At 69.5% G+C, this 21744-nt stretch carries 24 protein-coding genes and 1 pseudogene; 6 read left to right on the top strand and 19 right to left on the bottom strand.

Going from position 1 to position 21744, the window contains the following annotated elements; genetic code table 11:
- The first annotated feature begins 44 nt into the window (after window positions 1-44).
- Window positions 45-728 carry a TetR/AcrR family transcriptional regulator gene (locus tag GXW71_RS01695; protein ID WP_211850657.1) on the top strand — a complete coding sequence of 228 codons (684 nt, stop codon included), beginning with the start codon at window positions 45-47 and terminating at the stop codon, window positions 726-728.
- Between the two features lie 130 nt (window positions 729-858).
- Here GXW71_RS01695 and GXW71_RS01690 read toward each other — a convergent pair whose 3' ends face one another.
- The 14 genes from GXW71_RS01690 to GXW71_RS01625 all read right to left on the bottom strand — a co-directional run bounded on the left by GXW71_RS01690 (window position 859) and on the right by GXW71_RS01625 (window position 12780).
- Window positions 859-1197: an HVO_A0114 family putative DNA-binding protein gene (locus tag GXW71_RS01690; RefSeq protein ID WP_246526204.1), complete on the bottom strand. Its 339-nt coding sequence runs from the start codon at window positions 1195-1197 to the stop codon at window positions 859-861.
- Window positions 1194-1481, bottom strand: a complete 288-nt coding sequence (locus GXW71_RS01685) for a toxin-antitoxin system TumE family protein (RefSeq protein ID WP_211850655.1) — start codon at window positions 1479-1481, stop codon at window positions 1194-1196. The genes GXW71_RS01690 and GXW71_RS01685 overlap by 4 nt, the downstream gene beginning before the upstream one ends.
- Before the next feature lie 75 nt (window positions 1482-1556).
- Entirely contained in the window at window positions 1557-2099 is a 543-nt protein-coding gene (locus GXW71_RS01680; RefSeq protein ID WP_211850654.1) for a glutathione peroxidase, read from the bottom strand.
- Window positions 2092-2763, bottom strand: a complete 672-nt coding sequence (locus tag GXW71_RS01675; RefSeq protein WP_211850653.1) for a sulfite oxidase-like oxidoreductase — start codon at window positions 2761-2763, stop codon at window positions 2092-2094. Before GXW71_RS01675 ends, GXW71_RS01680 begins: the two co-directional genes overlap by 8 nt.
- 102 nt (window positions 2764-2865) lie before the next feature.
- The gene (locus tag GXW71_RS01670) at window positions 2866-4014 is read right to left on the bottom strand and encodes a Gfo/Idh/MocA family protein (RefSeq protein ID WP_211850652.1); all 1149 of its coding nucleotides are present in this window, start codon (window positions 4012-4014) and stop codon (window positions 2866-2868) included.
- Entirely contained in the window at window positions 4011-5069 is a 1059-nt protein-coding gene (locus GXW71_RS01665) for a sugar phosphate isomerase/epimerase family protein (protein WP_211850651.1), read from the bottom strand. Before GXW71_RS01665 ends, GXW71_RS01670 begins: the two co-directional genes overlap by 4 nt.
- A gap of 25 nt (window positions 5070-5094) precedes the next feature.
- A complete protein-coding gene (locus GXW71_RS01660; protein ID WP_211850650.1) occupies window positions 5095-6012 on the bottom strand; it encodes an SRPBCC family protein in 918 nt (305 codons plus the stop codon).
- Window positions 6013-6023: 11 nt separating this feature from the next.
- Window positions 6024-6854 carry a phosphoenolpyruvate hydrolase family protein gene (locus GXW71_RS01655; RefSeq protein ID WP_211850649.1) on the bottom strand — a complete coding sequence of 277 codons (831 nt, stop codon included), beginning with the start codon at window positions 6852-6854 and terminating at the stop codon, window positions 6024-6026.
- 2 nt (window positions 6855-6856) lie between these two features.
- Window positions 6857-8053, bottom strand: a complete 1197-nt coding sequence (locus tag GXW71_RS01650; protein WP_211850648.1) for a Tm-1-like ATP-binding domain-containing protein — start codon at window positions 8051-8053, stop codon at window positions 6857-6859.
- 16 nt (window positions 8054-8069) lie between these two features.
- Entirely contained in the window at window positions 8070-8768 is a 699-nt protein-coding gene (locus GXW71_RS01645; RefSeq protein WP_211850647.1) for an ABC transporter ATP-binding protein, read from the bottom strand.
- Entirely contained in the window at window positions 8768-9514 is a 747-nt protein-coding gene (locus GXW71_RS01640; protein ID WP_211850646.1) for an ABC transporter ATP-binding protein, read from the bottom strand. Before GXW71_RS01640 ends, GXW71_RS01645 begins: the two co-directional genes overlap by 1 nt.
- A 62-nt stretch (window positions 9515-9576) precedes the next feature.
- Entirely contained in the window at window positions 9577-10848 is a 1272-nt protein-coding gene (locus GXW71_RS01635) for an ABC transporter substrate-binding protein (RefSeq protein ID WP_211850645.1), read from the bottom strand.
- Window positions 10845-11912, bottom strand: coding sequence for a branched-chain amino acid ABC transporter permease (locus tag GXW71_RS01630; RefSeq protein WP_211850644.1), 1068 nt, complete (start codon window positions 11910-11912; stop codon window positions 10845-10847). Before GXW71_RS01630 ends, GXW71_RS01635 begins: the two co-directional genes overlap by 4 nt.
- The gene (locus tag GXW71_RS01625; protein ID WP_211850643.1) at window positions 11905-12780 is read right to left on the bottom strand and encodes a branched-chain amino acid ABC transporter permease; all 876 of its coding nucleotides are present in this window, start codon (window positions 12778-12780) and stop codon (window positions 11905-11907) included. Before GXW71_RS01625 ends, GXW71_RS01630 begins: the two co-directional genes overlap by 8 nt.
- Window positions 12781-12897: 117 nt before the next feature.
- Between GXW71_RS01625 and GXW71_RS01620 the strand changes: the two genes are divergently transcribed.
- Window positions 12898-13533: a phosphoenolpyruvate hydrolase family protein gene (locus GXW71_RS01620; RefSeq protein ID WP_211850642.1), complete on the top strand. Its 636-nt coding sequence runs from the start codon at window positions 12898-12900 to the stop codon at window positions 13531-13533.
- Here the strand turns inward: GXW71_RS01620 and GXW71_RS01615 are convergent.
- The 3 genes from GXW71_RS01615 to GXW71_RS01605 form a co-directional block, all read right to left on the bottom strand.
- Window positions 13497-15134: a phosphoenolpyruvate hydrolase family protein gene (locus GXW71_RS01615; RefSeq protein ID WP_211850641.1), complete on the bottom strand. Its 1638-nt coding sequence runs from the start codon at window positions 15132-15134 to the stop codon at window positions 13497-13499. The genes GXW71_RS01620 and GXW71_RS01615 overlap by 37 nt on opposite strands.
- Before the next feature lie 57 nt (window positions 15135-15191).
- Window positions 15192-16064, bottom strand: a complete 873-nt coding sequence (locus GXW71_RS01610; protein WP_211850640.1) for an alpha/beta hydrolase family protein — start codon at window positions 16062-16064, stop codon at window positions 15192-15194.
- Window positions 16065-16566: 502 nt separating this feature from the next.
- Window positions 16567-17481, bottom strand: a complete 915-nt coding sequence (locus tag GXW71_RS01605; RefSeq protein WP_211850639.1) for a bifunctional helix-turn-helix transcriptional regulator/GNAT family N-acetyltransferase — start codon at window positions 17479-17481, stop codon at window positions 16567-16569.
- A 130-nt stretch (window positions 17482-17611) separates the two neighbouring features.
- Between GXW71_RS01605 and GXW71_RS01600 the strand changes: the two genes are divergently transcribed.
- The 3 genes from GXW71_RS01600 to GXW71_RS01590 all read left to right on the top strand — a co-directional run bounded on the left by GXW71_RS01600 (window position 17612) and on the right by GXW71_RS01590 (window position 19249).
- Window positions 17612-18256, top strand: a complete 645-nt coding sequence (locus GXW71_RS01600) for a glutathione S-transferase family protein (RefSeq protein ID WP_211850638.1) — start codon at window positions 17612-17614, stop codon at window positions 18254-18256.
- Between the two features lie 13 nt (window positions 18257-18269).
- On the top strand, window positions 18270-18671 hold the full coding sequence (locus GXW71_RS01595) for a GFA family protein (protein ID WP_211850637.1): 402 nt from the start codon (window positions 18270-18272) through the stop codon (window positions 18669-18671).
- A 149-nt stretch (window positions 18672-18820) separates the two neighbouring features.
- Entirely contained in the window at window positions 18821-19249 is a 429-nt protein-coding gene (locus tag GXW71_RS01590) for a VOC family protein (protein ID WP_211850636.1), read from the top strand.
- A 98-nt stretch (window positions 19250-19347) separates the two neighbouring features.
- Here the strand turns inward: GXW71_RS01590 and smpB are convergent, their stop codons facing one another.
- Both smpB and dapA read right to left on the bottom strand, forming a co-directional pair.
- Entirely contained in the window at window positions 19348-19836 is a 489-nt protein-coding gene (gene smpB, locus GXW71_RS01585) for an SsrA-binding protein SmpB (RefSeq protein ID WP_211850635.1), read from the bottom strand.
- Window positions 19837-20067: 231 nt separating this feature from the next.
- Window positions 20068-20946 carry a 4-hydroxy-tetrahydrodipicolinate synthase gene (gene dapA, locus GXW71_RS01580; protein WP_211850634.1) on the bottom strand — a complete coding sequence of 293 codons (879 nt, stop codon included), beginning with the start codon at window positions 20944-20946 and terminating at the stop codon, window positions 20068-20070.
- A gap of 171 nt (window positions 20947-21117) precedes the next feature.
- Between dapA and GXW71_RS01575 the strand changes: the two are divergent.
- Window positions 21118-21744: pseudogene (locus tag GXW71_RS01575) on the top strand (lytic transglycosylase domain-containing protein); the annotation flags it as partial.

The raw sequence follows: 21744 nt of genomic DNA, 5'->3' as shown, positions 1-21744 counted from the left end.
AGCTTGCGCAGGAACGTCAAGCACCGCACTTGATGCGCATGGTGGTGTCCCCGACGAAGAACAGTGCGACATCGCCGCGCCCCCGCGGCCGGCAGCCGACATTCGACCGCGACCAGGCGCTCGAGGTGGCGCTCGATCTGTTCTGGCGGCATGGCTATGACGGCGTGAGCATCGCCGATCTGACGGATGCGATCGGGATCGCGGCGCCCAGCCTCTATCATGCCTTCGGCAACAAGGCCGATCTCTACCGCGAGGTGCTGCGCCGCTACGGCGCCAGCGGCATCAGCGCCGACGAGATCGCCGCGGCGCCCTCGGGCCATGACGCGGCCCGCATGATGCTCGAGCGCGGCATCGCGGCGGTGACGACGCCGGGCAAGCCGCTCGGCTGCATGGTGTCGAGCGGGCTGCTGATGACCTCCGCCGAGAATGCCGAGCTGGCGGCCGAGCTCAGGGCGATCCGGTCGGCGTCGCGCCTGGCGCTGGAACGCCGCATCACCAGCGACGTCGAAGCCGGGCTGCTGCCCGCGGCGACCGATGCCGCGGCCCTCGCGCGCTTCATCATGACCGTGCTGCAGGGCCTCTCGGTGCAGGCGCTGGACGGCGCCAGCGCCGCCGAGCTGGCGCCGGTCGTGAACTCAGCCCTTAAGATATTTGTCTGCCCCCAATCGCCGGCGCCGGCATCCGCCGGCTTGGCTTCCGCGCCGTCAGGGCGCGCTCGACGCCGCTGACGGTGGCGCGCGGGGCCGCATGTGCGGCCCCGAGGCATCGCTGTGCTCGCCCCGCAGGAACCGGTGGCGGTCTATGGCCGCGGGGGTGGGGGGGGTGGCGACTTGGTTGGGGATGGCCTGGAGGGCCGCGTCACGCGGCGCGCAGCGTGAAGTCCACATGCACCGCGTCATAGGGGAACACGACGCCCTGCGCCGTCCGATCCAGCACGCCCGCATCGAGCAGCGCCGTGACGTCGCCATGCACCGCCTTCACGTCCCGGCCCACGCGGCGGGCCACTTCGCGGATCGACAGCTCACCCTGCCCCGCCACCGCCTGGATGATGTCCCAACGCCTGGCAGAGAGAACCCTCCAGAGCAGATCGACCGAGGCGAAGGAGATGAACGCGCCCTGCGCCTCCCCCGCGAAGGCGGCCGCCATGCGCCGCTTCGTATCGGCCCTCGACGCGATGCCCAAGGTGACCGTCCTCATTGCTCCGCCTCCCACCTGTCCACATCCGCCCAGAAATCCGCCTGCAAACGCGCCAGATCGACGAAGCGATAACCCACTTCCTGCCCTTCGACATGCCGGTGGTCGCCCTTGCCGGCCTCGTTGTCGTATCGCAGGACGCAACGGCCATGCGCGACCAGCGCCAGGCTGTATTTGAAATCATGGGCGCTGCCCGGCACCCGCCGCGGCACCCGCCAGATGACCAGCTCCACGAACGACGCTTCCGTCAAAGCCTGGCGCTCGCGCAGCAGCAGCGCTGCCCTCATGTTGGAGAAAATGCCAACACGCGCAAGGTGTTGTCAACTCCTCCAACACGGGGCTGCTCGGCCCGCGCTCCAGGTTCAGCTGGCGGGCTGCGCGATGGCGGCTTCGACGGCGCGGAGGAAGTCGGGCTGGTCGGGTTCCACGCGGGTGGCGAAGCCGGTGACACCGCGGCCGTCGCGGGCGACCAGGTATTTGTGGAAGTTCCAGCGCGGCTCGCCGCCGCCGGCCTGGGCCAGGAAGGCGAAGAGCGCATGCGCCTCGCGCCCGCGCACATGGCTGAGGCCGGCCATCGGGAAGTCGATGCCGTATTGCGTGTCGCAGAATTCCCGGATGGCGCCGGCATCGGCGCTTTCCTGGTTGAAGTCGTTGGTGGGTACGCCGATCACCGCAAAGCCGCGCGCCTTGAAGCGGTCGTGCAGCCGCTGCAGCCCGGCATATTGCGGCGTGAAGCCGCAGAAGCTCGCGGTATTGGCGATCAGCAGCGCCTGGCCGCGGAACTGCGCGAGCGGCAACGCGCCGCCCTCGAGGCGCGGCAGGGTGAAGTCATAGACGGTGGGTGCCGGCGCGCTCGCCATCAGCAGCGGCGCCGCGAAGAGTGTGCGTCGACGGATCTCATCCATAGCGCTCCTCCAACCAAGGGTCGGCGTTGTTGTGGTAGCCGCGCACTTCCCAGAAGCCCGGCCGGTCCTCGGCCAGCAGCTCGATGCGCGTCACCCATTTCGGGCTCTTCCAGAAATAGAGTTTTGGGAGCACCACGCGGACTGGCCCGCCATGGGCACGGGTCAACGGCTCGCCCTCCCAGGCATGGGCCAGCAGCACGTCGTCATCGTCGAAGGCGGCGAGCGGGACATTGGTGGTGTAGCCGTCATAGCTCGTGAAGCCGACGAAGCGCGCGCTGGGCTTCGGCCGCGCCAGCGCCAGCAGGGTGCGGGCGCGGACGCCGGTGAAGCGGTTGTCGTAGCGGCTCCATTGCGTGACGCAGTGGATGTCGCAGACCTGCTCCGTCTGCTCGAGCGACATGAACCAGTCCCAGTCGAGCGCCACGCGGTTCTCGACCAGGCCTTCGACCCGAAGCCGGAAGCGATCCTTCGCGACATCCGGCTGCACGCCGAGGTCGAGCACAGGCCAGTCCTTCACCAGGGTCTGCCCCGGCGGCAGGCGCATGGCATGAGCGGCATCGGTGTGGCCGGTGATCAGCCGGCCGTCCCGCGCCCAGTCTTGCTTCTTCTCGACCAGCTTCTCGCGCAGCTTCCCAGTGAGCGGCACGCTTTCGTCTTCGGCCATCGGCTACTCCTTCGCGCCCTGGAGACCGTCCGGGACCGCGTATCCCCTGCCCGATCCTACCCGATCCTGCCCGGCGACGCCCACCCGGCTTCGTCGCCATGGTCAGGCGAGCGCCATCCAGGCCGCGTCCGCCTGGCTCGATGCGACGGCCGCCGCAATGAAACGCATCCCGCGCATACCCTCCTCTATCCCCGGCACCAGGCAACAGGATGGATCCGCGGTTCGCCCCTCCTGCGCCGCCAGGACCTGCTCGGCGAAGTCACGATAGAGCTGCGCGAAAGCTTCGAGATAGCCCTCGGGGTGGCCTGAGGGGATCCGCGTCGCGTGCGTCGCTGCCGGCGTGGTGCCGGCCCCGCCGCGGCGAAGCATGCGCGGTGCTTCGCCGAACGGCGCATGCACCAGGATGTCAGGCTGCTCCTGCGCCCATTCCAGACCACCCCTGGTGCCGTAGACGCGCAGGCGGAGCCCATTCTCGTTGCCCGGCGCCACCTGCGAACACCAGAGCATCCCGCGCGTGCCGCCGGCGAAGCGCAGCAGCATGTGGGCGTTGTCGTCGAGCCGGCGGCCGGGCACGAAGGCGGTGAGGTCCGCCGCGAGCGCTTCCACGCGGAGACCGGTGACGAACTCGGCCAGATTGAAGGCGTGCGTGCCGATGTCACCCACGCTCCCCCCCGCGCCGCTGCGGGCCGGATCGGTCCGCCAGGCAGCCTGTTTCTGGCCCGAGCTCTCGAGCGGCATCGTCAGCCAATCCTGCGGGTACTCGACCTGGATGACGCGCGGCGCACCGATCGCGCCCTCGGCGACCATGCCCCGTGCCTGACGCACCAGCGGGTAGCCGGTGTAGTTGTGCGTCAGCGCAAAGAGCGCCCGGCTGGCCGTCACGGCACGCTCCAGCGCCTGCGCCGCCTCCAGCGTGTGGCAGAGCGGCTTGTCGCAGACCACGTGGATACCGGCGTTCAGGAAGGCGATGGCGGGTTCCGCATGCATATGGTTGGGCGTGACGATCGCCACCACCTCAACCCCATCGGGGCGTTCCGCCTCTCGGGTTGCCATCTCCAGCCAGCTCTCATAGGCGCGGTCCGGGGCGACATGGAGGTCGCGGGCGCTGGCACGCGCCCGATCAGGATCGGAGGAAAAGGCGCCGGCGACCAGCTCGTACCGATCGTCGATCCGTGCGGCGATGCGGTGCACGGCGCCGATGAAGGCCCCTTGGCCGCCGCCCACCATGCCGAGCCGAAGACGGCGGTTCATCGAACGATTCCCAGCATGGCGCGGTTCATCGCTTCGTCCGCGCCGCTTGCCGCGAAGTCATCGAAGGCCCGTGAGGCCACCTCGATGATACGGGACGCGATGAAAGGCGCGCCCTCGGCAGCACCCTGTTCGCTGTCCTTGATGCAGCACTCCCATTCCAGCACTGCCCAGCCCGAGAAGCCGTACTGGCTCAGCTTCGAGAAGATCGTGCGGAAATCCACCTGCCCGTCGCCCAGCGAGCGGAAGCGCCCCGCGCGCCCGGCCCAGGGCGCATAGCCGGAATAGACGCCTTGCCGGCCCGTCGGATTGAACTCGGCATCCTTGGCGTGGAAGGCGCGGATACGCTGGTGATAAATGTCGATGAAGGCGAGATAGTCTAGCTGCTGCAGCACGAAGTGGCTGGGGTCGTAGAGGATGTTGCAGCGCGGATGGTCGTCCACGCGCTCGAGGAACATCTCGAAGCTCGCCCCGTCGAACAGGTCCTCGCCCGGATGGATTTCGTAGCAGACATCCACGCCGGCCTCGTCGAACGCGTCGAGGATCGGCCGCCACCGGTGCGCGAGCTCATCGAAGGCCGTCTCGATCAATCCTGCCGGGCGCTGCGGCCATGGATAAAGGTAGGGCCAGGCGAGCGCACCGGAGAAGGTGGCATGCGCCGTGAGGCCCAAACGACGGGAGGCGCGCGCAGCGAGACGCATCTGCTCCACCGCCCAGGCCTGGCGTGCCGCGGGATTGCCCCGCACCGCCTGCGCGGCGAAGCCGTCGAAGGCCAGATCATAAGCTGGGTGGACAGCAACGAGCTGGCCCTGCAAGTGCGTGGAGAGCTCGGTCAACTCCAGCCCCGCCTCGGCCAGGATGCCACGTACCTCGTCGCAATAGTCCTGGCTCTCGGCCGCGCGCTTGAGATCGAAAAGGCGTGCATCCCAGCTCGGGATCTGCACGCCCTTGTAGCCGTGCCGGGCCGCCCATCGCGCGATGGTGGGCAGCGCATTGAAGGGCGCGGCATCATCAGCGAATTGCGCCAGGAAGATCGCCGGTCCCTTGATCGTCCTCATCGGTTTCCTCCCTCGGGCAACGTGGTCACCGAATAGAGAAGTAGCGCTCCTTCACGGTGCGGAAGGCCTTGAGATAGACGTTCTGCTCGGTGTTCGGGATCAGCGTCACGTCGTCCTGTGGCGATGCGATCCAGTCGCCGGTCCAGACGGCGAAGCTCTGATTGCCATCGGTCACCGGCCAGAGTCCCGGGCCGCTGACGTAGTGCATCCAGGGGAGATCGGACTTGGTGATGCAGTAGGAGAAGCTGCGTTCGGCGTCGTCGAGGTGCAACAGCTTCTCGTTCAGGTGCCCCTCGCCGAAGTAGAAGTCGCGGGTGCCGGAGACCTTGTCGCTTCTCACACCGCCGATCATGTGCATCATCGTGATCTCATCATGCCAGCCGCCCATGCCGGCGAAGTCGCGGATGACGTTCCACACGGCATCCGCCGGCCCATCAATGACGGTGCTGCACCACACCTTGTTCGGCGGGAAGCCGCTCCAGCGCCTGGCGCCGGATGGCGCCGTGCGCCCGGCGACAGCCGCCTTCAGGGCATTCCAGCCGCTCTGGAAAACACCGTTGGAGATGATGTCCACGAACTTGCCCTTGTCCTCCGGCGCTTCGTCGAACGCTGCTTCCCACTCGGCGAAGGTGCGGTCCGTGTCGGTGACCGGCATCAGCCGGACGCGCGCGCGGTAGTTCTCGACCGGGAAAGCCGGCGTCTCGAAATTGTAGGAGAAGCTGTAATCACGGTCGCTGAAGCTCAGCAGCTTTTCGCGCACCATGGCGCCGTCCTGCAGCCAGAAGCGGCGTATGCAGCCGACCACGTCGGCGTCCAGCCCATCCTCGATCTCGGATCGGGCGATGGCCGGGTGCCAGCTCGACAGGCCGTTGAAATCGCGGATAACGGACCAGACTGCCTCGACGGGCGCGTCCAGTATCGTGGAGGCGTAGGCGCGGGCCATGGCGTGCATCCTCAGAAGGAGATGGATTTGAACTCGCGCGTGCGTTCCGTCAGCGCGACCTCGGTCGGCAGCCGCTCCATGGAGGAGGCGCCGTAGAAGCCGTTGATGCCGGTCGTGTTGCGCAGGATGTAAGCCGCATCCTCGGGCGTCGCGATCGGTCCGCCGTGGCAGAGCACGATGATGTCCTTGCGCACGCGCCTCGCAGCCTCGGCCCACTCGTCGATCAGCTTCGGGCAATCCTCGAGCGTCAGGGCGGTCTGCGCACCGATGGCGCCGCCTGTCGTCAGGCCGAGATGGGGTACCAGGATGTCGGCACCGGCCTTCGCCATCTCCGCGGCTTCCGCGGCATTGAAGACGTAGGGCGTGGTCAGCATGTCCTTTGCGTGGGCCAGGCGGATCATGTCGATCTCGTGGCCAAAGCCCATGCCGGTCTCCTCGAGGTTGGCGCGGAACATGCCGTCGATGAGGCCGACCGTCGGAAAGTTCTGCACGCCAGCGAAGCCCAGCGCCTTCAGCTCATCCAGCAGATGGTCCATGATCGCGAAAGGATCGGTGCCATTGACGCCGGCGACGACGGGGGTGTGCTTCACCACCGGCAGCACCTCCCGCGCCATCTCCTTCACGATCTCATTGGCATTGCCATAGGCGAGCAGCCCGGCAAGCGATCCACGGCCGGCCATCCGGTAGCGGCCGGAATTGTAGATCACGATCAGGTCGATGCCGCCTGCCTCCTCGCATTTGGCGGAGAGGCCCGTGCCGGCGCCGCCACCGATGATCGGTTCGCGGCGCGCCACCATGGCGTTGAAGCGCTCCAGCAGCTCCGAGCGGGTGAAGCGGGGCATGGTCAAGCGATCTCCTGGAAAGCGGCGAGGACGGCATCGGCAAAGGCGCGGTCGTTGATCGCGGCGTCCACCTCGATCAGCTTGCGATTGGGAGCGGGCACGAGGCCCGCGCGGATGGTGTCGAAGAGTGCCGCGTCGGTAGCCGGATCGTGGAATGGCATGCCCGGCACGTCGATGGCCGAGACACCGCCGAGCGGCAGCAGGAAGCGCACCGGCCCTTCCATGCGGTTCAGCCGTTCGACGATGAAGCGGCCGATTGCCCGGTTCTCCTCCGGCGTGGTGCGCATCAGCGTGACCTGCGGGTTATGGACATAGAGGTTACGGCCGGTGAACTGAGCGGGCACCGTGTCCTTGGCGCCGAAATTCACCATGTCTACGGCGCCGACACTGCCGATATAGGGCAGCCGGGTACGGATGGGGGCGCCGAAGCGGTCGGCGTCGCAGGGGAAGACCCCGCCCACCAGAAAGTCCGGCACCTCGGTGGTGGTGAGGTCGATCAGCGCGGCGATGAGACCGGAATCGGCCAGCTTCTCCATGCTCCGGCCGCCGGCGCCGGTGGCATGGAAGACGTAGCATTCATGGGTCGGCTCCAGCGCCTCCCGCAGCATGGTCACGCAGGCGGTAGTGACGCCGAACATGGTCATGCCGACGCCCGGCTTCTCCGTCCCGCTTGCCGCGGGCGGCACGTTCAGCGCCATGCCCGCCGCCGCATGCGCGGCATTGGCGATGACCCGGCGGGAGATCGCGTTGATGCCGGCCACGTCCACCACGGAATACATCATCGCGATATCGGCGGGACCGACGTAAGGCGCGACATTGGCCGAGGCGACGGTGCTCACCATCAGCTTCGGGGTTCCGATCGGCAGGGCGCGCATGGCCTGCGTGACGAGCGCGGTATTGCCCGACCCGCCCATGCCGAGGACGGCCCCGACATCAGTGCGTGCAGCGAGCCAGCGCGTCAGCGCCTCCGCCATGCCGGCGATGGCCTTGCCGCGATCGTCGAGGCCGAGCACGACGCCGCTGCCTTCGGGATGATGGGCGGCGATCTCATCGGCAGCAAAGTCGGCGCCCAGGACGGGCCGCTTCGTGCCGACGTCCACCAGCACCGGCTCTGCCCCGGCACCGCGCACGCATGCCGCGGCGAAGCGCAGCTCTTCGGCCTTGGTGTCCATTGTGCCGATGACGTAGACTTTCTTCATCCCGCCCTCCCGTGCATCAGTGTCCGCCGGCCGCAACGCCGAGATAGCGGCGCTGCAGCTCGGGATCCTCGAGACGCTTCGCCGGCAGCGAGGTAGCGATGCGGCCCGTCACCATGATCGCGACCTCATCCGCCACCGCCATGGCCACGCGCAGGTTCTGCTCCACGAGCAGCACGCCCATGCCATCGTTCGACAGGCCACGCAGCACGTCGATCAGTTGATCCACGATGACGGGGGCAAGGCCTTCGCTCGGCTCATCCATGATGACGAGCTTCGGGTTCATCAGGAGCGCACGGGCGATGGCGAGCATCTGCTGCTCGCCTCCCGACAGCTCGGTGCCGCCGTTGCGGCGACGCTCCGCGAGGCGCGGGAAGGTCTGGTAGACGCGCTCCACCGTCCAGGCAGCGCCGCGCAGCGCGACGAGCCGCAGATGCTCCTCCACCGAGAGCGAGGGGAAGGTCCGCCGCCCCTGCGGCACCAGCGCAATGCCGCGCCGCGCGATGCGGAAGGGCGGCAGGCCGTTCAGGCGCTCGCCGCCCAGCGCGATCTCGCCCTCGGTCGCATGGACCAGGCCCATGATGGCCTGGCAGAGCGTCGTCTTGCCCATGCCGTTGCGGCCGACGATCGCCATCGGCCGTGGACCGATGGAAAGCGAGACGCCCTGCAGGATGTGGGCCTGGCCGAAGCGCACATGCAGGTCGCGGACCTCCAGCATCAGTGGCCGCTCCCGAGGTAGATCGACTGCACCACCGGGTGATCCTCGATCCGGTCGGCGGGGGCCTCCACCACCACCACCCCGTCCTTCATGACGGACACGACATCCGTCGCCGACAGCGCAATGTCCATGTCGTGCTCTATCAGGATCAAGGTCAGGCTGCGCGGGAGCTCGCGCAGCAGCCGCAGCAGCTCCGGCCGATCGCCGGGTGAGAGGCCTGCCGCCGGCTCGTCCAGCATCAGCACGCGCGGGTCTCCCGCCAGCGCCATCCCGACCTCGAGTTGCCGGCGCTGGCCATGGCTGAGGTTCAGGACCTCCGCCGCCAGCAGGTGAGAAAGCCGCATGCGGTCCGCGAGTTCGCGCGCCCTGGCCACGCCCTCGTCGCCGCGCCCGGGCCGCAGGAAGGAGAAGCGGCCGGGCCGCAGGCCGCGCACCGCGATGAACAGATTCTCCAGCACCGTCAGTCCATTGAAAAGAAGCGAGGTCTGGTAGGTGCGCCCGATGCCCAACCGGGTGCGCTGATGTGGGCGCAGTCCGGTGATGTCGGTGCCGAACAGCGCGATGCTCCCGCCGGTCGGCGGGTAGTCGCCGCAGATGGTGTTGAACAGCGTCGTCTTGCCGGCACCATTCGGGCCGAGCACCGCGCGCCGCTCGCCGGGCATGACGTCGAGGGTGACGTCGCGCACGGCCTGCAGCGCGCCGAAGCGGCGGCTTACAGCCTGGAGACGGATGGCGGGTTCAGTCACGGTCTGCCGCTGCTCCGAATGAACGGCGTGGCCGGCACGCGCCAGCCACGCCAGCTTGCCGGTCAGGCCGCGACGCAGCCCGCATTGTCACGCGATGGCGCGCCGAGCTGGAGGAACTGCGCCTCCGGCATGCCCAAGGTCTGGTTCACGCCCTGGGTGCGGCCGAAGGCGACCACCTGGGCGGTGCCCTGCCGCTCCTCGATCTTGTTCAGGAAGATGTCGGAGATGGCCTGCCGGTTGTGATCGAGCTTCACTGCGGCCCCGGTGGGCGCCGTGATCTCGGCGGCGGCCAGCGCACGCTGGAACGCTGCCTGGTTGTTGGACAGATCGCCGTTCACGGCACCCAGCGCATGCAGGATGCCGTGGAGATTGGTGGCATAGTTCACGGCATGGATGGAGGGTGACTGGAAGCCGCCCTCGTTCAGCCACCGGCGGCGGTAGCGCTCGACGAACTCGCGCCAGGTCGGATCGTCGATCACATCGGCGATCGGTCCGCCGGAGATCATGCCGTTCATCACGCGCCGGTGCGGGCCGCGGGCCGAGAGCATGGTCTGGTCCGCCATGATGGAACCGCCAATCAGCGGCTTGCTGCCACCCGCCTGCGCGTATTGGGTCATGAAGGCGAGCCCGTCCGTGCCGCCGTGAACCACCACGACGGCGCCGGCATTGGAGCGGTTGATCTGCGCGATCTGGGAGGTGAAGTCGGTCGTGCCGAGCGGCGCCCAGTAGTGCTGGACGCGGCCGCCCAGGCGGCAGAATTCCAAGTTGAAACCGAAGACCTGGGCGTAGGGGAAGGCATAGTCGCCGGCGGTGACCGCCACCTCGCGGATCCCCATCTGCTGGAAGACGTGCCGGCCAAGCCCCGCCATCCATTGCGTCCCATCCGTGGAGAAGCGGAAGAAGTTGGGGGAAGGGTTGCGCAGCGTCGTATCGGAGGCGCCGGACGAGCCGTTGACGATCGTCTTGCCCGTCAGGGTACGGGAGTAGTCGCGGAGCGCGATGCCCTCGGCGCCGGAGAGCGGACCGAGGATGATGTCCACATTGTCCTGCTCGATCAGCTTGCGCGCCCTCGCCAGCGCCACATCGGCCTGCGCGTTCGAGCTCTCGCGGATGAACTCGATGCGCCGGCCGCCGATGGTGTGGTTGATGCGCTCGAGCTCCATCTGCACGCACCGGTAGGCGTCCTGGCCCCCGGTCGCGAAGGGACCTTCCAGGGTCGTCAGGCCGCCCAGCCGGATCGGCGAGGGCTGCGCGACGGCGGGTGCGGCAAGGGTGCCGGCGGCGAGGCCGGCGCCACCCAGGAGCGCGGCGCGGCGGGTCATCCGGATGGTCATGGCGGTTCCTCCTTTGCTGTCCGTGTCGATGGCGGGCGGGACCGGACTTCCCCGCAGACGCGTGACGCCGGTCGCGGCTGCGCCGTCAGCAGGCGGCGCAGCCGCGCCCCGACCCCGATTGCGCCATCCGGCGAGACCAGCACGATGGCGAGAAATGCGAGGCCGATGAGCGTGTTGAAGCGGTCGCGGTCGTAGATGGTGGCCGCGAAGGTATCGAGCACCGTGAAGATCAGTGAGCCGATGAAGGCGCCAATGGGATGCCCGAGGCCGCCGATCACGCTCATGATGAGGATGTTCACGGTGGCGCCGAGGCCGATGCTGCCCGGCGATATCCCGATGTTGTAGATCGTGGAGAGCACCCCGCCGCATCCGGCGATGAAGCCGGCCACGCCGAAGGCGGCGATGCGGTGCAGCCCGACTGCATAGCCGAGTGCCGCGACGCGCCGCGGATTGTCCCGGATGCCCTGCAGCACCAGGCCGAAGGGTGTCTTCACGAGGTAGAGGATGCCGAAATAGAGCAGCGCAGCGGTCCCGAGTGCCGCATGGTAGAAAACCAGCGCATTGCGGAAGTCGAGGCCGAACAGGGACGGACCGACGACGTTGCGGATGCCCTCATAGCCGTTGAACCAGGCGATGTTCGTCTCGATGAAGCGAAAGACGCCCATGCCCAGTGCCAGCGTGATCATCAGCAGGTAGATGTCGCGGGAGCGCAGGCTGATGGCGCCCATCAGGATGCCCATGGCGGTGGCGGCCAGCAGCGCGAGCGGGATGGCGGCGCCGTAGCCCAGCAAGCCCACGACGCGCGGCACCGCACCTTCCACGAAGATGGCGAGCGTGTAGCCGGCAATGCCGGCAATCATCATCTGGGCCAGCGATACGAAGCCGCCATAGGTCGCCAGGAAGGTCAGCGACATCGCGATGATGCCGAAGACGATCGCGCGCCCCAGGATGCTCGCCGTCCAGAACTGCGCCTGTCCCTGCGGCAGGAGCTGAGGCAGCAGCCAGGGCAGCGCCAGCAGCACCGCCAGACCCAGGAGCGACCAGGGCGCGGCCCGGCTACGCACGGCCCAGGATCCCCTGCGGCCGCAGCGCCAGCACCGTGACCATGATCAGGAAGGTCAGGATCACCGAATAGGTCGGGAACATCGCCTGGCCGATCTGTTCGGCCACGCCCACCAGCACCGCGCCGAGCGCCGTGCCCGTCACGCTGCCCATGCCGCCGACGATCACCACGACCAGGGAGATCAGCAGGAAGCGCCCATCCGCCCCCTGGGCGAGGGGCTGGGCGGTTGCGCCGATCACGCCGCCAAGCCCTGCCAGTGCCGCGCCCAGCGCGAAGACGGCGACGCCCACCAGCGGGACATTGACGCCGCAGGCGCCGAGCATCTGCCGGTCGTCCACGCCGGCGCGGATCATGATGCCGAGCTTGGTGCGGTTCAGCAGCAGCCAGAGCCCGAGGCCGACGGCGACGGCGACGCCGATCTGCACCAGGCGGAAGGTCGGATAGCCGCCGACGCCCGGCACCTGGGTGGAGCCGAAGATGGCGTCGGGCGCAAAGAACTGCCGCGGCGTACCGCCATAGGTCGCCAGCAACTGGTCCGCGACGATGATCGAGAGGCCGATGGTGACGAGCGCCTGGCGCAGCTCCTGGCCTTGCATCCATCCCAGCAGCAGCGTCTGCACCAGCGCGCCGAACACCGCGGCGAAGGCGACGCCGGCCGCAAGGCCGACATACCAAGCGTACCAGACGTCGCGGTCGTAGAGCGGTTCGAAGACGGCGTAGCCGACGTAGCCGGCGATCAGGTACATCGCGCCATGCGCCATGTTCACGACGCGCATGAGGCCGAAAATGAGCGAGAAGCCGCTCGCTACGATGAAGTAGAGCGCGGCCAGCGTGAGCCCGTTCAGCAGGATCGTGGCCGCAAGGTCCATGCGCCAGCCCATCCCCTCCCCGTCGGCGTCAGCGCGCCGATTGATGGGGCCGACGATGGCGGAGCGACGCTGGGCGGCCAAGGTGGATTCGGGGCAATCCTTGGGTAAGAATGGGTAATGGCCCTGCCCCGCCCCACCGGCCTCCAGCCCCGTGCCGAACTCGACGCGATCGGTCCCGCGCAGCGGGCGCGGGCGCTGTTCCTGCCGGCTCTGGCCCCGTTCCCACCCGAGACCTGGCCGCTCGTCGCGCTGTTGCCGGTGCTCGACATCAACGGATCGCTGCGCGCGGCCCTGGAAGCGCGGCGACCCTTCCGCCGCGCACCGCCGATCGCCGCCATCTTCGCCTGCGACCCATTCCTGCGGCTGGCCGATATGACGGGCGTGCTCCGTCGCGCCGGGATCACCGCGGTGGCGAACTACCCGACCGTGCAGCTTTTCGAGGGCGAGACCGCGGCGGCGCTGGCCGCCGTCGGTTACCGGGCGGAGGCTGAATTCCGCCTGCTGGAGCGCCTGGCCGCGGAAGGCTTCGCGCCCATTGCCTGCGCGACGTCACGCCAGGCGGTCGATGCCGCGCTCGGCCTCGGCCTGCGGCGCATCCTGCTCCATCCGGGCCTGTCGCCACCGATTGATCCGGCTGTCTGGTGGGCGGAACTCGCCGGGCATATCGCCGTCGAAGGCGGCGAGGCGGTGGCCTGGAGCGCGCCGCCCGCCGCGCCTCAACTGTCGAGGCCCAGGCGCCGCATACGGTTGTAGAGCGTCTTCCGCGCGACCCCGAGGAAGGCGGCCGTCTCGCCGCGGCGGAAGCGGTTACGGCGCAGCGCGTCCAGGATCCAGTCGCGCTCATCCGCCGGCGAGGCCGGGGCGGGCGCGCTCACGGGGCCGAGCTGCGCCTCCAGCGCGGAGAGCGTGATGCGCCCATGCGTCGCCTCGGTCGCCGCGCGCATCAGCACCTCCGCAAGCTGGCGCAGGTTGCCCGGCCAGCTCTGGGCCATGAGCAGGCGCAGTGCAGCGGGTTCGAACTCCGCGGCGACGCGTTGCGTCCCGCGGAGCATCGCGCGGGCGAGCAACGGCAGGTCCTCCATCCGATCCCGCAGCGGCGGCACGACCAGGCGTTGCGCCGAGAGTGCGCGGGCCAGCGCCTCCCCGCCCGGCGGGTGGGTCAGCACCAGGCGCGCGCGCGGCGCACGCTCCCCAGGCTTCGCGAACCGCTCGAAGCTGCCGCGCTCGATCCAGTCCGCGAGCCGCGCGCGCAGCAGCGGCGGCAGTGCGTCGGCGCTCTCGATGACCACGGTGCTCTGCCTGAGCGCCAGCAGCGCCGCCGGCCCGCCCTCGCCGAACAGGCGCGACGCGATATCCTCCCGCGCGTTCAGGAAGGTCAGGCTGCCGATGCGGCCGCTCGCCTGGTGGATGGCGCGCGCGATCGTGGTGCGCCCGGCACCCGGCTCGCCTTCGACCAGGATGGGCAGGTCGGTCACGACGAGACGTGCCACGCGCGCGGCGAGCTGCCGGGCCGGCCGGGAGCGTCCGACGAGGCCTGGAAGACGCCTCTCCTCCGAGCCTGGGTCGTCGCGCAGCAGGCCTGCCGTCTTGAAGGCCGAGGTCATCTGCATGACCGACATCTCCAGCGGCAGGCGATCGAGTGTCGAGCCCCCGACATAGCCGTCGGCCCGCGACGCGTCGCAGACCTGCAGCAGATGGCCGGGATCGATGATGGGTCCACCCTCGACGAGGCAGAGCGTGCCGGGCGACCTGCGGCGCACATGCGCGAAGACACGGCGCGCGCGCTCCGCCGCCTGATCCAGTGGGACGCCGCTCGGCACGCCCTGGCTGCCGCCGGAATTCCAGCCGAAGTTGAGACAGAGACGCTCGACGCCGGCGGCGAGCATCGCGTCCACCTCCATGCGCGTCTTGGCATAGCCGAGTGTGGCCAGGCCGAAGGCGCGCGCCGCGCGCAGCAGCTCGACTTCGCGCCCGAAGCCGAGACCCATCTCCTCCAAGGCGAGCCGAAAGGCGCCATCATGGTGGATGGCCGTCGGAAAATTGGCGACGCCGCTGTAGCCGGCATCCCGGATCCGTCGCAGCAAGTCGTCGAGCGAGAGGCGTGGATCACACGCGGCGGCGCCGAAGTAGACGGGGATGGCGACGCGATCGAGGATCTCCTGGCGCGCGAAATCATCGGTGAAGCTGTTGCTGTCGCGGATGGGCAGCATGGCGGCGAGCGATGGCGCGCCCATGACCCGAAGCCGCCCGGCGCTCAGCACCAGAAGGAAGTCAGCCCCGCCATCGGCCGCGGCGCGCGCCGTCATGCCAAGGCCGATGGCGGCGCCGACCAGGATCTCGAATCGCTTTGCCATGTCGCGCCACCTCTGCGACGGGATTGTCGCCGCTGGGACCGGACGGGCTCCCCAGCGTCACCGCGCCGCGCCGGATGCAAGGGGCCGGCCGAGCCGGGCGGCGAGCCAGGGCCCGAGCTCGGCGCCCCAGATCGCGCTGCCGCCGCGGCCGAAGAACAGCCGGTGACCATCCTCCCCGAAGCCCGGCAGTGCCCGGTACTCCGCGACGCCGCCACCCGCGGTATAGGCCGCGTGCAGGGCCTGCGCGATCGCGGGGGCGAAGAAGCTGTCATTGGCGGTGTAGAGCCAGAGCGTCGGCACCCGCGCGCTGCGGCCGTATTCGCCCGCCGCTGATGCCAGCAGGTCCGGGCGGCAATTGGTGTTGGGTGCGCCTTCCGCCCAGCCGCCACGGCCGCCCGCCATGTTGACGATGGCGGCGATGCCGGGCGGGTTGAGGCTCGCCAGCGCCAGGCTGCCCCAGCCGCCGGCGGATTGCCCGACCACCACCACCGGCCGGTCGCCGCTGACCGCGGGCAGGCGCCGCGCCGCCTCGATCGCCGCCAGGATGTCGCGCGCGCTCTCCCGCCCCGCCCGGGCGAAATCGGCCTGCGGGCAGCGCCCGAAGCCTTCCGCCCAATCGCCGCCGGACGCGCCGTAGCCACGCCGAAGGGGTAGCGCCACCGCGAAGCCGCGCGCAGCGAACCACTGCACCGCCTCGCTGTCGCAGGCGGCCGGCCGCAGGCCCGGCCGGTCGGCGGCCCGCGCCGGCGAGCCATGGTTGATGACGACGAGCGGTGCCGGCCCGCCCGGCGCCGGGCAGAGCCGCATCAGGATGGTGGCTTCGGTTCCCGGTACCGGGACGCGGTAATCCTGCTCCGCCGGCTGCGCGACGGCCTGGCCGGCGAAGAGCCAGCCCGCCAGCACCAGCAGCACGCCCCGCAGCCACCGCATCGCCTGCCCCCCTGCCCGCGCCAGCCCATTACCGGGTCGCGTGATTCAGACTTTTCGGCCGAGCCGGCCTTGTCAGTTGCGCGTCCGATTCAGACCTGCGGGCCGTTCGGCCCTCCGGTCATCGGACGCTCAAGTCATCACGCTCCAGCTTGGCGCCGCCAGTGCGCGTGCGGAAGGGAAAAGCCGCCGCACGCCGCTGCCGGCCCCGTCGCCCGGCGGCTATCCAGAGCCGGCCAAGCCGATGCAAGCCTTCCGTGCCGCCGCGCCCCACGCCCCCGGCAGGGCCGCCGGCCGGCACTGTGCCGGCAAAGCGGCCCCCTATAGGGGGGCAAAGCGGCACAGTGAACGATATCAACGCTGTGCCGGGGCCTCTCCAATGGCAAAGCGGGCAAAGCTGGGGAAATCGGGCGATATCAGCACTGTGCCGCTTTGCCGGCATGGTCGGGCAAAGCGGCAAAGCGCCTAGCGCGGCAAAGCTCGCTGCGGCGCACAACAAGCGCCGTCAAAGATCGAGGATCCAGGTCTGGCCGATGAGGTCATGGCCGAAGGCATGATGCGGCGCCTGCTCCACCAGTTGGAACCCGGCCGCCTGGTAGATCCGCCGCGCGGCGATCAGCACGTCGTTGGTCCAAAGCGTCAGGCTGCGGTAGCCGAGCGCCCGGGCGCGGTCGATGCAGGCGGCGACCAGCCGGCGGCCGACGCCGAGGCCGCGCGCCTCCGGCTCCACATAGAGCAGCCGCAGCTTGGCGACCGCGGGATCATCGCCCTGCATCAGGAAGACCGAACCGACGATGACGCCCGCCCGCTCAGCGACCCAGGCATCCTCGCGCGCCGGATCATGGCCCGCGACGAAGCCCGCCAGGATGCCGGAGACCAGCCCCTCATAGGTCCAGTCCCAGCCATATTCGCGGTGGTAGAGCACGGCCTGGCGATGGGTGATCCAGCCGAGGTCGCCGGGCCTGAGATCGCGCAGCAGGACCGCCGCGCCGCCGGCCCGGTCGCGGTCCAGCACCGCCCGGATCGCCTGCATGGCCGCGACCAGCCGTTCCCGCCCCTCACTGTCGAGCGGCGCCAGGATCGCTTCCACCTGCGTGCGGGTGCCGTGGTCGAGTGCCGCGAAGGCAGCCTGTCCGGCCTCGGTGAGCGCGAGCAGCAGATGCTTGCCATGGTCGGGGCTGACGCGGCTCCGCAGCAGCCCGCGCGCGCGGAAGCGGGCCAGGATCCGGCTGAGATGCGCCCGGTCCATCCTGAGGCCGCGGCCGATCTCCGCCGCGGTCCGCCGATCGCCCTGCGTCAGCTCATAGAGCACCCGCGCCTCGGCGAGGGTGAAGTCGCCGGCCGGCAGATGCGCCTCCAGCAGCCCGATCTCCCGGGTGTAGAAGCGGTTGAAGCTCCGGACCTCGTCGACGGGGATCATGCTGTGGTGACCCTGAGTGTTGTCACCGGCAACACTATGTCGGCGGCAGCCATGCGGGGAAGCGGGCTTGTTGCGGCCGCGACGCCCATTGCAGGCTGTTCACCCCAGCCTTTCGCAGGTCGATCGCCCCATGTCCTTCACCCTCCATGCCTTTCCGGAATCCGGCGGCTGCTACAAGGCGGCGCTGATGCTGACCCTCTCCGGCGCCGATTGGCGCGGCGTCTGGGTCGACTACTTCGCCAAGGCGGAGGTCCGCACGCCGGAGTGGAAGGCCAAGCATTCGGTGATGGGCGAGGTGCCGGTGCTGGAGGATGGCGCGCTCCGGCTCAGCCAGTCCGGCGTGATCCTGCACCACCTGGCCGAGCGCCTCGGCACCTTCGCGCCCGAGGGCGCGGAGGAGAAGCGGGAGGCGCTGCGCTGGATCCTCTTCGACAACCACAAATTCACCAGCTACCTCGCGACCTGGCGCTTCCTGCTGGGCTGGGCCGAGAACCCGGATCCGGCGGTCGTCGCCTTCTTCCGCACCCGGGTGGAGGGCGCCTTCCGCGTCGCCGAGGCGCAGCTCGAGGACCGGCCCTTCATCCTGGGCGCCCGGCCGACCATCGCCGACCTCTCGATGCACGGCTACCTGCATTACCCGGAGAGCGAATGGCCGCTCGACCTCGCCACGCGCTTCCCGAACATCGCCGCCTGGATCGGCCGCGTCCGTGCGCTCCCCGGCTGGAAGGGACCTTACGAGCTGCTGCCCGGCCCGCGCACCCCGCCCCGCGGATGATCGGAGACACGCCATGACCACCGTCACCGGCGGCTGCCTCTGCGGCGCGGTCCGTTATGCGCATGACGGCCCGGTCGGGCCGGCCAATTGCTGCCATTGCGCGGATTGCCGGCGCTGCACCGGCGGCCCATTCGGCATCAGCATCCGCGTCGAAGCGGCGCGCTTCCGTCTCGTCAGCGGCAGCCCGAAGGGCTTCACCAAGACCGGCGACAGTGGCCAGCCCCTCGCCCGGCATTTCTGCGGGGATTGCGGATCGCCGATCTACACATCCGCGCCGCGCCATCCGGCGCATGTCTACGTCAAGGCCGGCAGCCTCGACGATCCCGCGCTCGTCCGCGTGGAGCGGCAGGCCTGGATGCAATCCATGGTCCCCTGGGGCACGATTGATCCGACGCTTCCCGGCCGCCCGCGCTGAGCGGCGCGCAGGCGCTCGGCCAGATCGGCCCAACGCCGTCAGGCAATTCGTCATCCGCAGGGGATGGAAGCCGCGGTCCAGCGTGTCTATGAGACCGCGGTGAAGCCCTGAAACCAACCACAAGCCTCGGCCAGAGGAGCAAGCCGGCAATGCCCAAGATGATCTTCGTGAACCTTCCGGTGCAGGATCTCGCTGCTTCCACCCGCTTCTACGAAGCGATCGGATGCCGGAAGAACGAGCAGTTCAGCGGCGAGACCGCAGCCTCCATGGTCTGGTCGGAGGTGATCACCTTCCAATTGCTGACGCGCGACTATTTCGGGACCTTCACGTCGAAGCAGATCCCCGACGCGCATGCGACCTGCCAGGTCCTGCTCTGCCTGTCATGCAACAGCCGCGCAGAGGTGGATCAGCTTGCGGAAGCCGCGGCGGGCGCCGGCGGCAAGGCCAATATCCGCGACCCCATCGACATGGGCTTCATGTACAACCGCGCGGCCGAGGATCCCGACGGCCATGTGCTGGAGCTGGTGTGGATGGACCCCGAAGCAGTCTTGCCGGGCGGCGACGCCGGACCGGCTTAGGACATTCCCCGTTCACCTGGCGCGTTCCAAGTGCTCCAGGCCGTGTTCTGGCGAGCAGATTCACGCCTCCGGGCGATTCCGCCCTCCGGCGATCTGCTCTAGCCCTTCTCCCGCATCAGCCGCGCCTTGTCGCGGTTCCAGTCGCGCTCCGCGATCGCCGCGCGCTTGTCGTGCTGCTTCCGGCCCTCTGCCAGGCCAAGCGTGATCTTGGCGATGCCCCGGTCGCTAAAATGGATGTCAAGCGGCACCAGCGTCGTGCCTTCCCGCGTGACCGAGCCGGTCAGGGTCTGCACCTGGTTCCTGTGCAGCAGCAGCTTGCGCGGCCGGCGCGGCTCGAACCGGGCCATGAAGCTGCCGGCCTGCCATTCCGGGATATAGGCGTTGAACAGGAACATCTCCCCGTCGCGCTCGCCCGCCCAGGCATCGATGAGGCTGGCCCGCCCGGCGCGCAGCGACTTCACCTCAGGCCCCATCAGCACCACGCCGGCCTCGATCGTGTCGTTGATCGTATAGTCGTACCGGGCCTTGCGGTTCTGGGCCGCAATGCCGTGGCTGATCAGCGAGCTCTTCTTCTTCTGGCGCGCCATGGGGTCCTGGCCTGGAGGAAGCGGGGCCGCAGCATGTAGGGCGGGCAGGCCCAATTTACCAGCACGACCGCTCGCGGCCGCAGGCCGCCACTGGTTTCTGCGGAGCGAGGCGAAGCCGATGCTCCGGGGCCGCGAATGCGGCCCCGCGCGCGACCGACCTTACCCGCCGGCGCGCCCTGACAGCGCGCTAGCCAAGCGGCCGGAGGCCGCGCCCGGCGCTTGAGGGCTCAATTAATTCAGCAACCCCACTTCCACCATCGCACCCCGCACCCGGGCCCTGGTGCCCTCGGCGACCGGCGCCATCGGCAGGCGGCAGAGGTCGGTGCCCTTGCCGAGCAGCGACGCCGCGTATTTCACCGGGCCCGGCGAGGTCTCGCAGAACATCGCGTCGTGCAGCGGCGTCAGCCGGTCCTGGATCTCCATCGCGTCGTCGATCCGCCCGGCGCGCCAGGCCTTGTGCATCTCGGCACAGAGCCGCGGCGCAACATTGGCAGTGACGGAGATGCAGCCATGCCCGCCCGCCGCCATGAAGGCGAGGGCGGTATGGTCCTCGCCCGAGAGCTGCACGAAGTCCGGCCCGCAGCTCCGCTTCGTGTGCAGCGGCCGGGCCAGGTTCGCGGTCGCGTCCTTCACGCCCACGATGTTCGGGTGCTTCGCGAGGCGGCCCATCGTCTCCGCGCTCATGTCGATGACGCTGCGCGGCGGGATGTTGTAGATGATGACCGGTAGGTCGACCGCCTCGGCGATCGCCATGAAATGCAGGTAGAGCCCTTCCTGCGTCGGCTTGTTGTAGTAGGGCGTCACAACCAGCGCCGCATCGGCGCCGACCTCCTTGGCGTGCCTGGTCAGCCGGATCGCTTCCGCGGTGCTGTTGCTGCCGGCACCGGCGATCACCGGCACGCGGCCGGCCGCCACCTCGACGCAGAGCTCGACGACGCGGTCGTGCTCCTCATGGCTGAGCGTCGGGCTCTCGCCGGTGGTGCCGACCGGGATCAGGCCCTCGGTGCCCTCGGCGATCTGCCAGGCCACCAGTTCGCGAAAGGCTTTCTCGTCGACCGAGCCGTCGCGCTGCATTGGCGTGATCAGCGCCACCATCGAGCCCTTCAGCATGTCGCGATTCCCCCGCATTCGAATGCGCCGACCCTAAAGCAGATCCCGCCCCGGCGAAATCCCGCCGACACGACGGGAGATGCGCGCGGAACGCGGCCCCAGGACCGTGGCCGGCCGTTACACGCCCGGCGCGGGACAAGCGGGCGGCCCATCGGCTAGCTTCCATTCGTCATGCGATTCAAACCTCCCCTGCTTCCCCTCCTTGCGCTCCTCGCCCTGCCGGCCGCCGCCGCCGCCCAGCCCTGGGCGCCGGAACCCGCCCGGGCGGCCGGGCGGCAGGCGATCGCCGCGGCCAACAACAATCGCTGGCCGGAGGCCGACAGCTTCGCCGCCGCCGCCGACCCGCTGGCCCGTAAGCTCGTCACCTGGCTGCGCCTGACCGCCCGCAACGCCCCGGCCTCCGGCGCGGAGCTTGCCCGCTTCATCGACGAGAATCCGGACTGGCCCTTTCCGGACAGCCTGATGCGCCGCGCCGAGGAGGTGATCGCGATCGGCGGCATGGAGGATGCGGACATCCTCCGCCTCTATGCCCGCAACCACCCGCGCGGCCTGCCCGCCGCCATGGCGCTGGCCGATGCCCTGACCCGCGCCGGGCGCGCCGCCGACACGACGCCGATGCTGCGCCGGACCTGGGCCGAGGGCGCCGCCGACAGCTTCGCCGAGGACGCCTTCCTCAGCCGCTACGCCGCCATCCTCACCCAGGAGGATGCCTGGCGCCGCTTCGACCGCCTCTCCTTCGGGCGCGACCCTGCCGGCGCCGCCCGCGCCGCCCAGCGCCTGACCGGGGCGCGCCGCGCC

The organism is Plastoroseomonas hellenica (assembly GCF_018129085.1).
In the GTDB taxonomy this organism is placed as follows: Bacteria; Pseudomonadota; Alphaproteobacteria; order Acetobacterales; family Acetobacteraceae; genus Plastoroseomonas; species Plastoroseomonas hellenica.
This window is presented reverse-complemented; position numbering and strand designations above follow the sequence as displayed.

Coding starts and splice junctions, on each gene's coding strand:
- GXW71_RS01690 (WP_246526204.1), bottom strand. CDS start 1,197: ATGAGGACGGTCACCTTGGGCATCGCGTCGAGGGCCGATACGAAGCGG.
- GXW71_RS01685 (WP_211850655.1), bottom strand. CDS start 1,481: ATGAGGGCAGCGCTGCTGCTGCGCGAGCGCCAGGCTTTGACGGAAGCG.
- GXW71_RS01680 (WP_211850654.1), bottom strand. CDS start 2,099: ATGGATGAGATCCGTCGACGCACACTCTTCGCGGCGCCGCTGCTGATG.
- GXW71_RS01675 (WP_211850653.1), bottom strand. CDS start 2,763: ATGGCCGAAGACGAAAGCGTGCCGCTCACTGGGAAGCTGCGCGAGAAG.
- GXW71_RS01670 (WP_211850652.1), bottom strand. CDS start 4,014: ATGAACCGCCGTCTTCGGCTCGGCATGGTGGGCGGCGGCCAAGGGGCC.
- GXW71_RS01665 (WP_211850651.1), bottom strand. CDS start 5,069: ATGAGGACGATCAAGGGACCGGCGATCTTCCTGGCGCAATTCGCTGAT.
- GXW71_RS01660 (WP_211850650.1), bottom strand. CDS start 6,012: ATGGCCCGCGCCTACGCCTCCACGATACTGGACGCGCCCGTCGAGGCA.
- GXW71_RS01655 (WP_211850649.1), bottom strand. CDS start 6,854: ATGCCCCGCTTCACCCGCTCGGAGCTGCTGGAGCGCTTCAACGCCATG.
- GXW71_RS01650 (WP_211850648.1), bottom strand. CDS start 8,053: ATGAAGAAAGTCTACGTCATCGGCACAATGGACACCAAGGCCGAAGAG.
- GXW71_RS01645 (WP_211850647.1), bottom strand. CDS start 8,768: ATGCTGGAGGTCCGCGACCTGCATGTGCGCTTCGGCCAGGCCCACATC.
- GXW71_RS01635 (WP_211850645.1), bottom strand. CDS start 10,848: ATGACCATCCGGATGACCCGCCGCGCCGCGCTCCTGGGTGGCGCCGGC.
- GXW71_RS01625 (WP_211850643.1), bottom strand. CDS start 12,780: ATGGACCTTGCGGCCACGATCCTGCTGAACGGGCTCACGCTGGCCGCG.
- GXW71_RS01620 (WP_211850642.1), top strand. CDS start 12,898: ATGGCCCTGCCCCGCCCCACCGGCCTCCAGCCCCGTGCCGAACTCGAC.
- GXW71_RS01615 (WP_211850641.1), bottom strand. CDS start 15,134: ATGGCAAAGCGATTCGAGATCCTGGTCGGCGCCGCCATCGGCCTTGGC.
- GXW71_RS01610 (WP_211850640.1), bottom strand. CDS start 16,064: ATGCGGTGGCTGCGGGGCGTGCTGCTGGTGCTGGCGGGCTGGCTCTTC.
- GXW71_RS01605 (WP_211850639.1), bottom strand. CDS start 17,481: ATGATCCCCGTCGACGAGGTCCGGAGCTTCAACCGCTTCTACACCCGG.
- GXW71_RS01600 (WP_211850638.1), top strand. CDS start 17,612: ATGTCCTTCACCCTCCATGCCTTTCCGGAATCCGGCGGCTGCTACAAG.
- GXW71_RS01595 (WP_211850637.1), top strand. CDS start 18,270: ATGACCACCGTCACCGGCGGCTGCCTCTGCGGCGCGGTCCGTTATGCG.
- GXW71_RS01590 (WP_211850636.1), top strand. CDS start 18,821: ATGCCCAAGATGATCTTCGTGAACCTTCCGGTGCAGGATCTCGCTGCT.
- smpB (WP_211850635.1), bottom strand. CDS start 19,836: ATGGCGCGCCAGAAGAAGAAGAGCTCGCTGATCAGCCACGGCATTGCG.
- dapA (WP_211850634.1), bottom strand. CDS start 20,946: ATGCTGAAGGGCTCGATGGTGGCGCTGATCACGCCAATGCAGCGCGAC.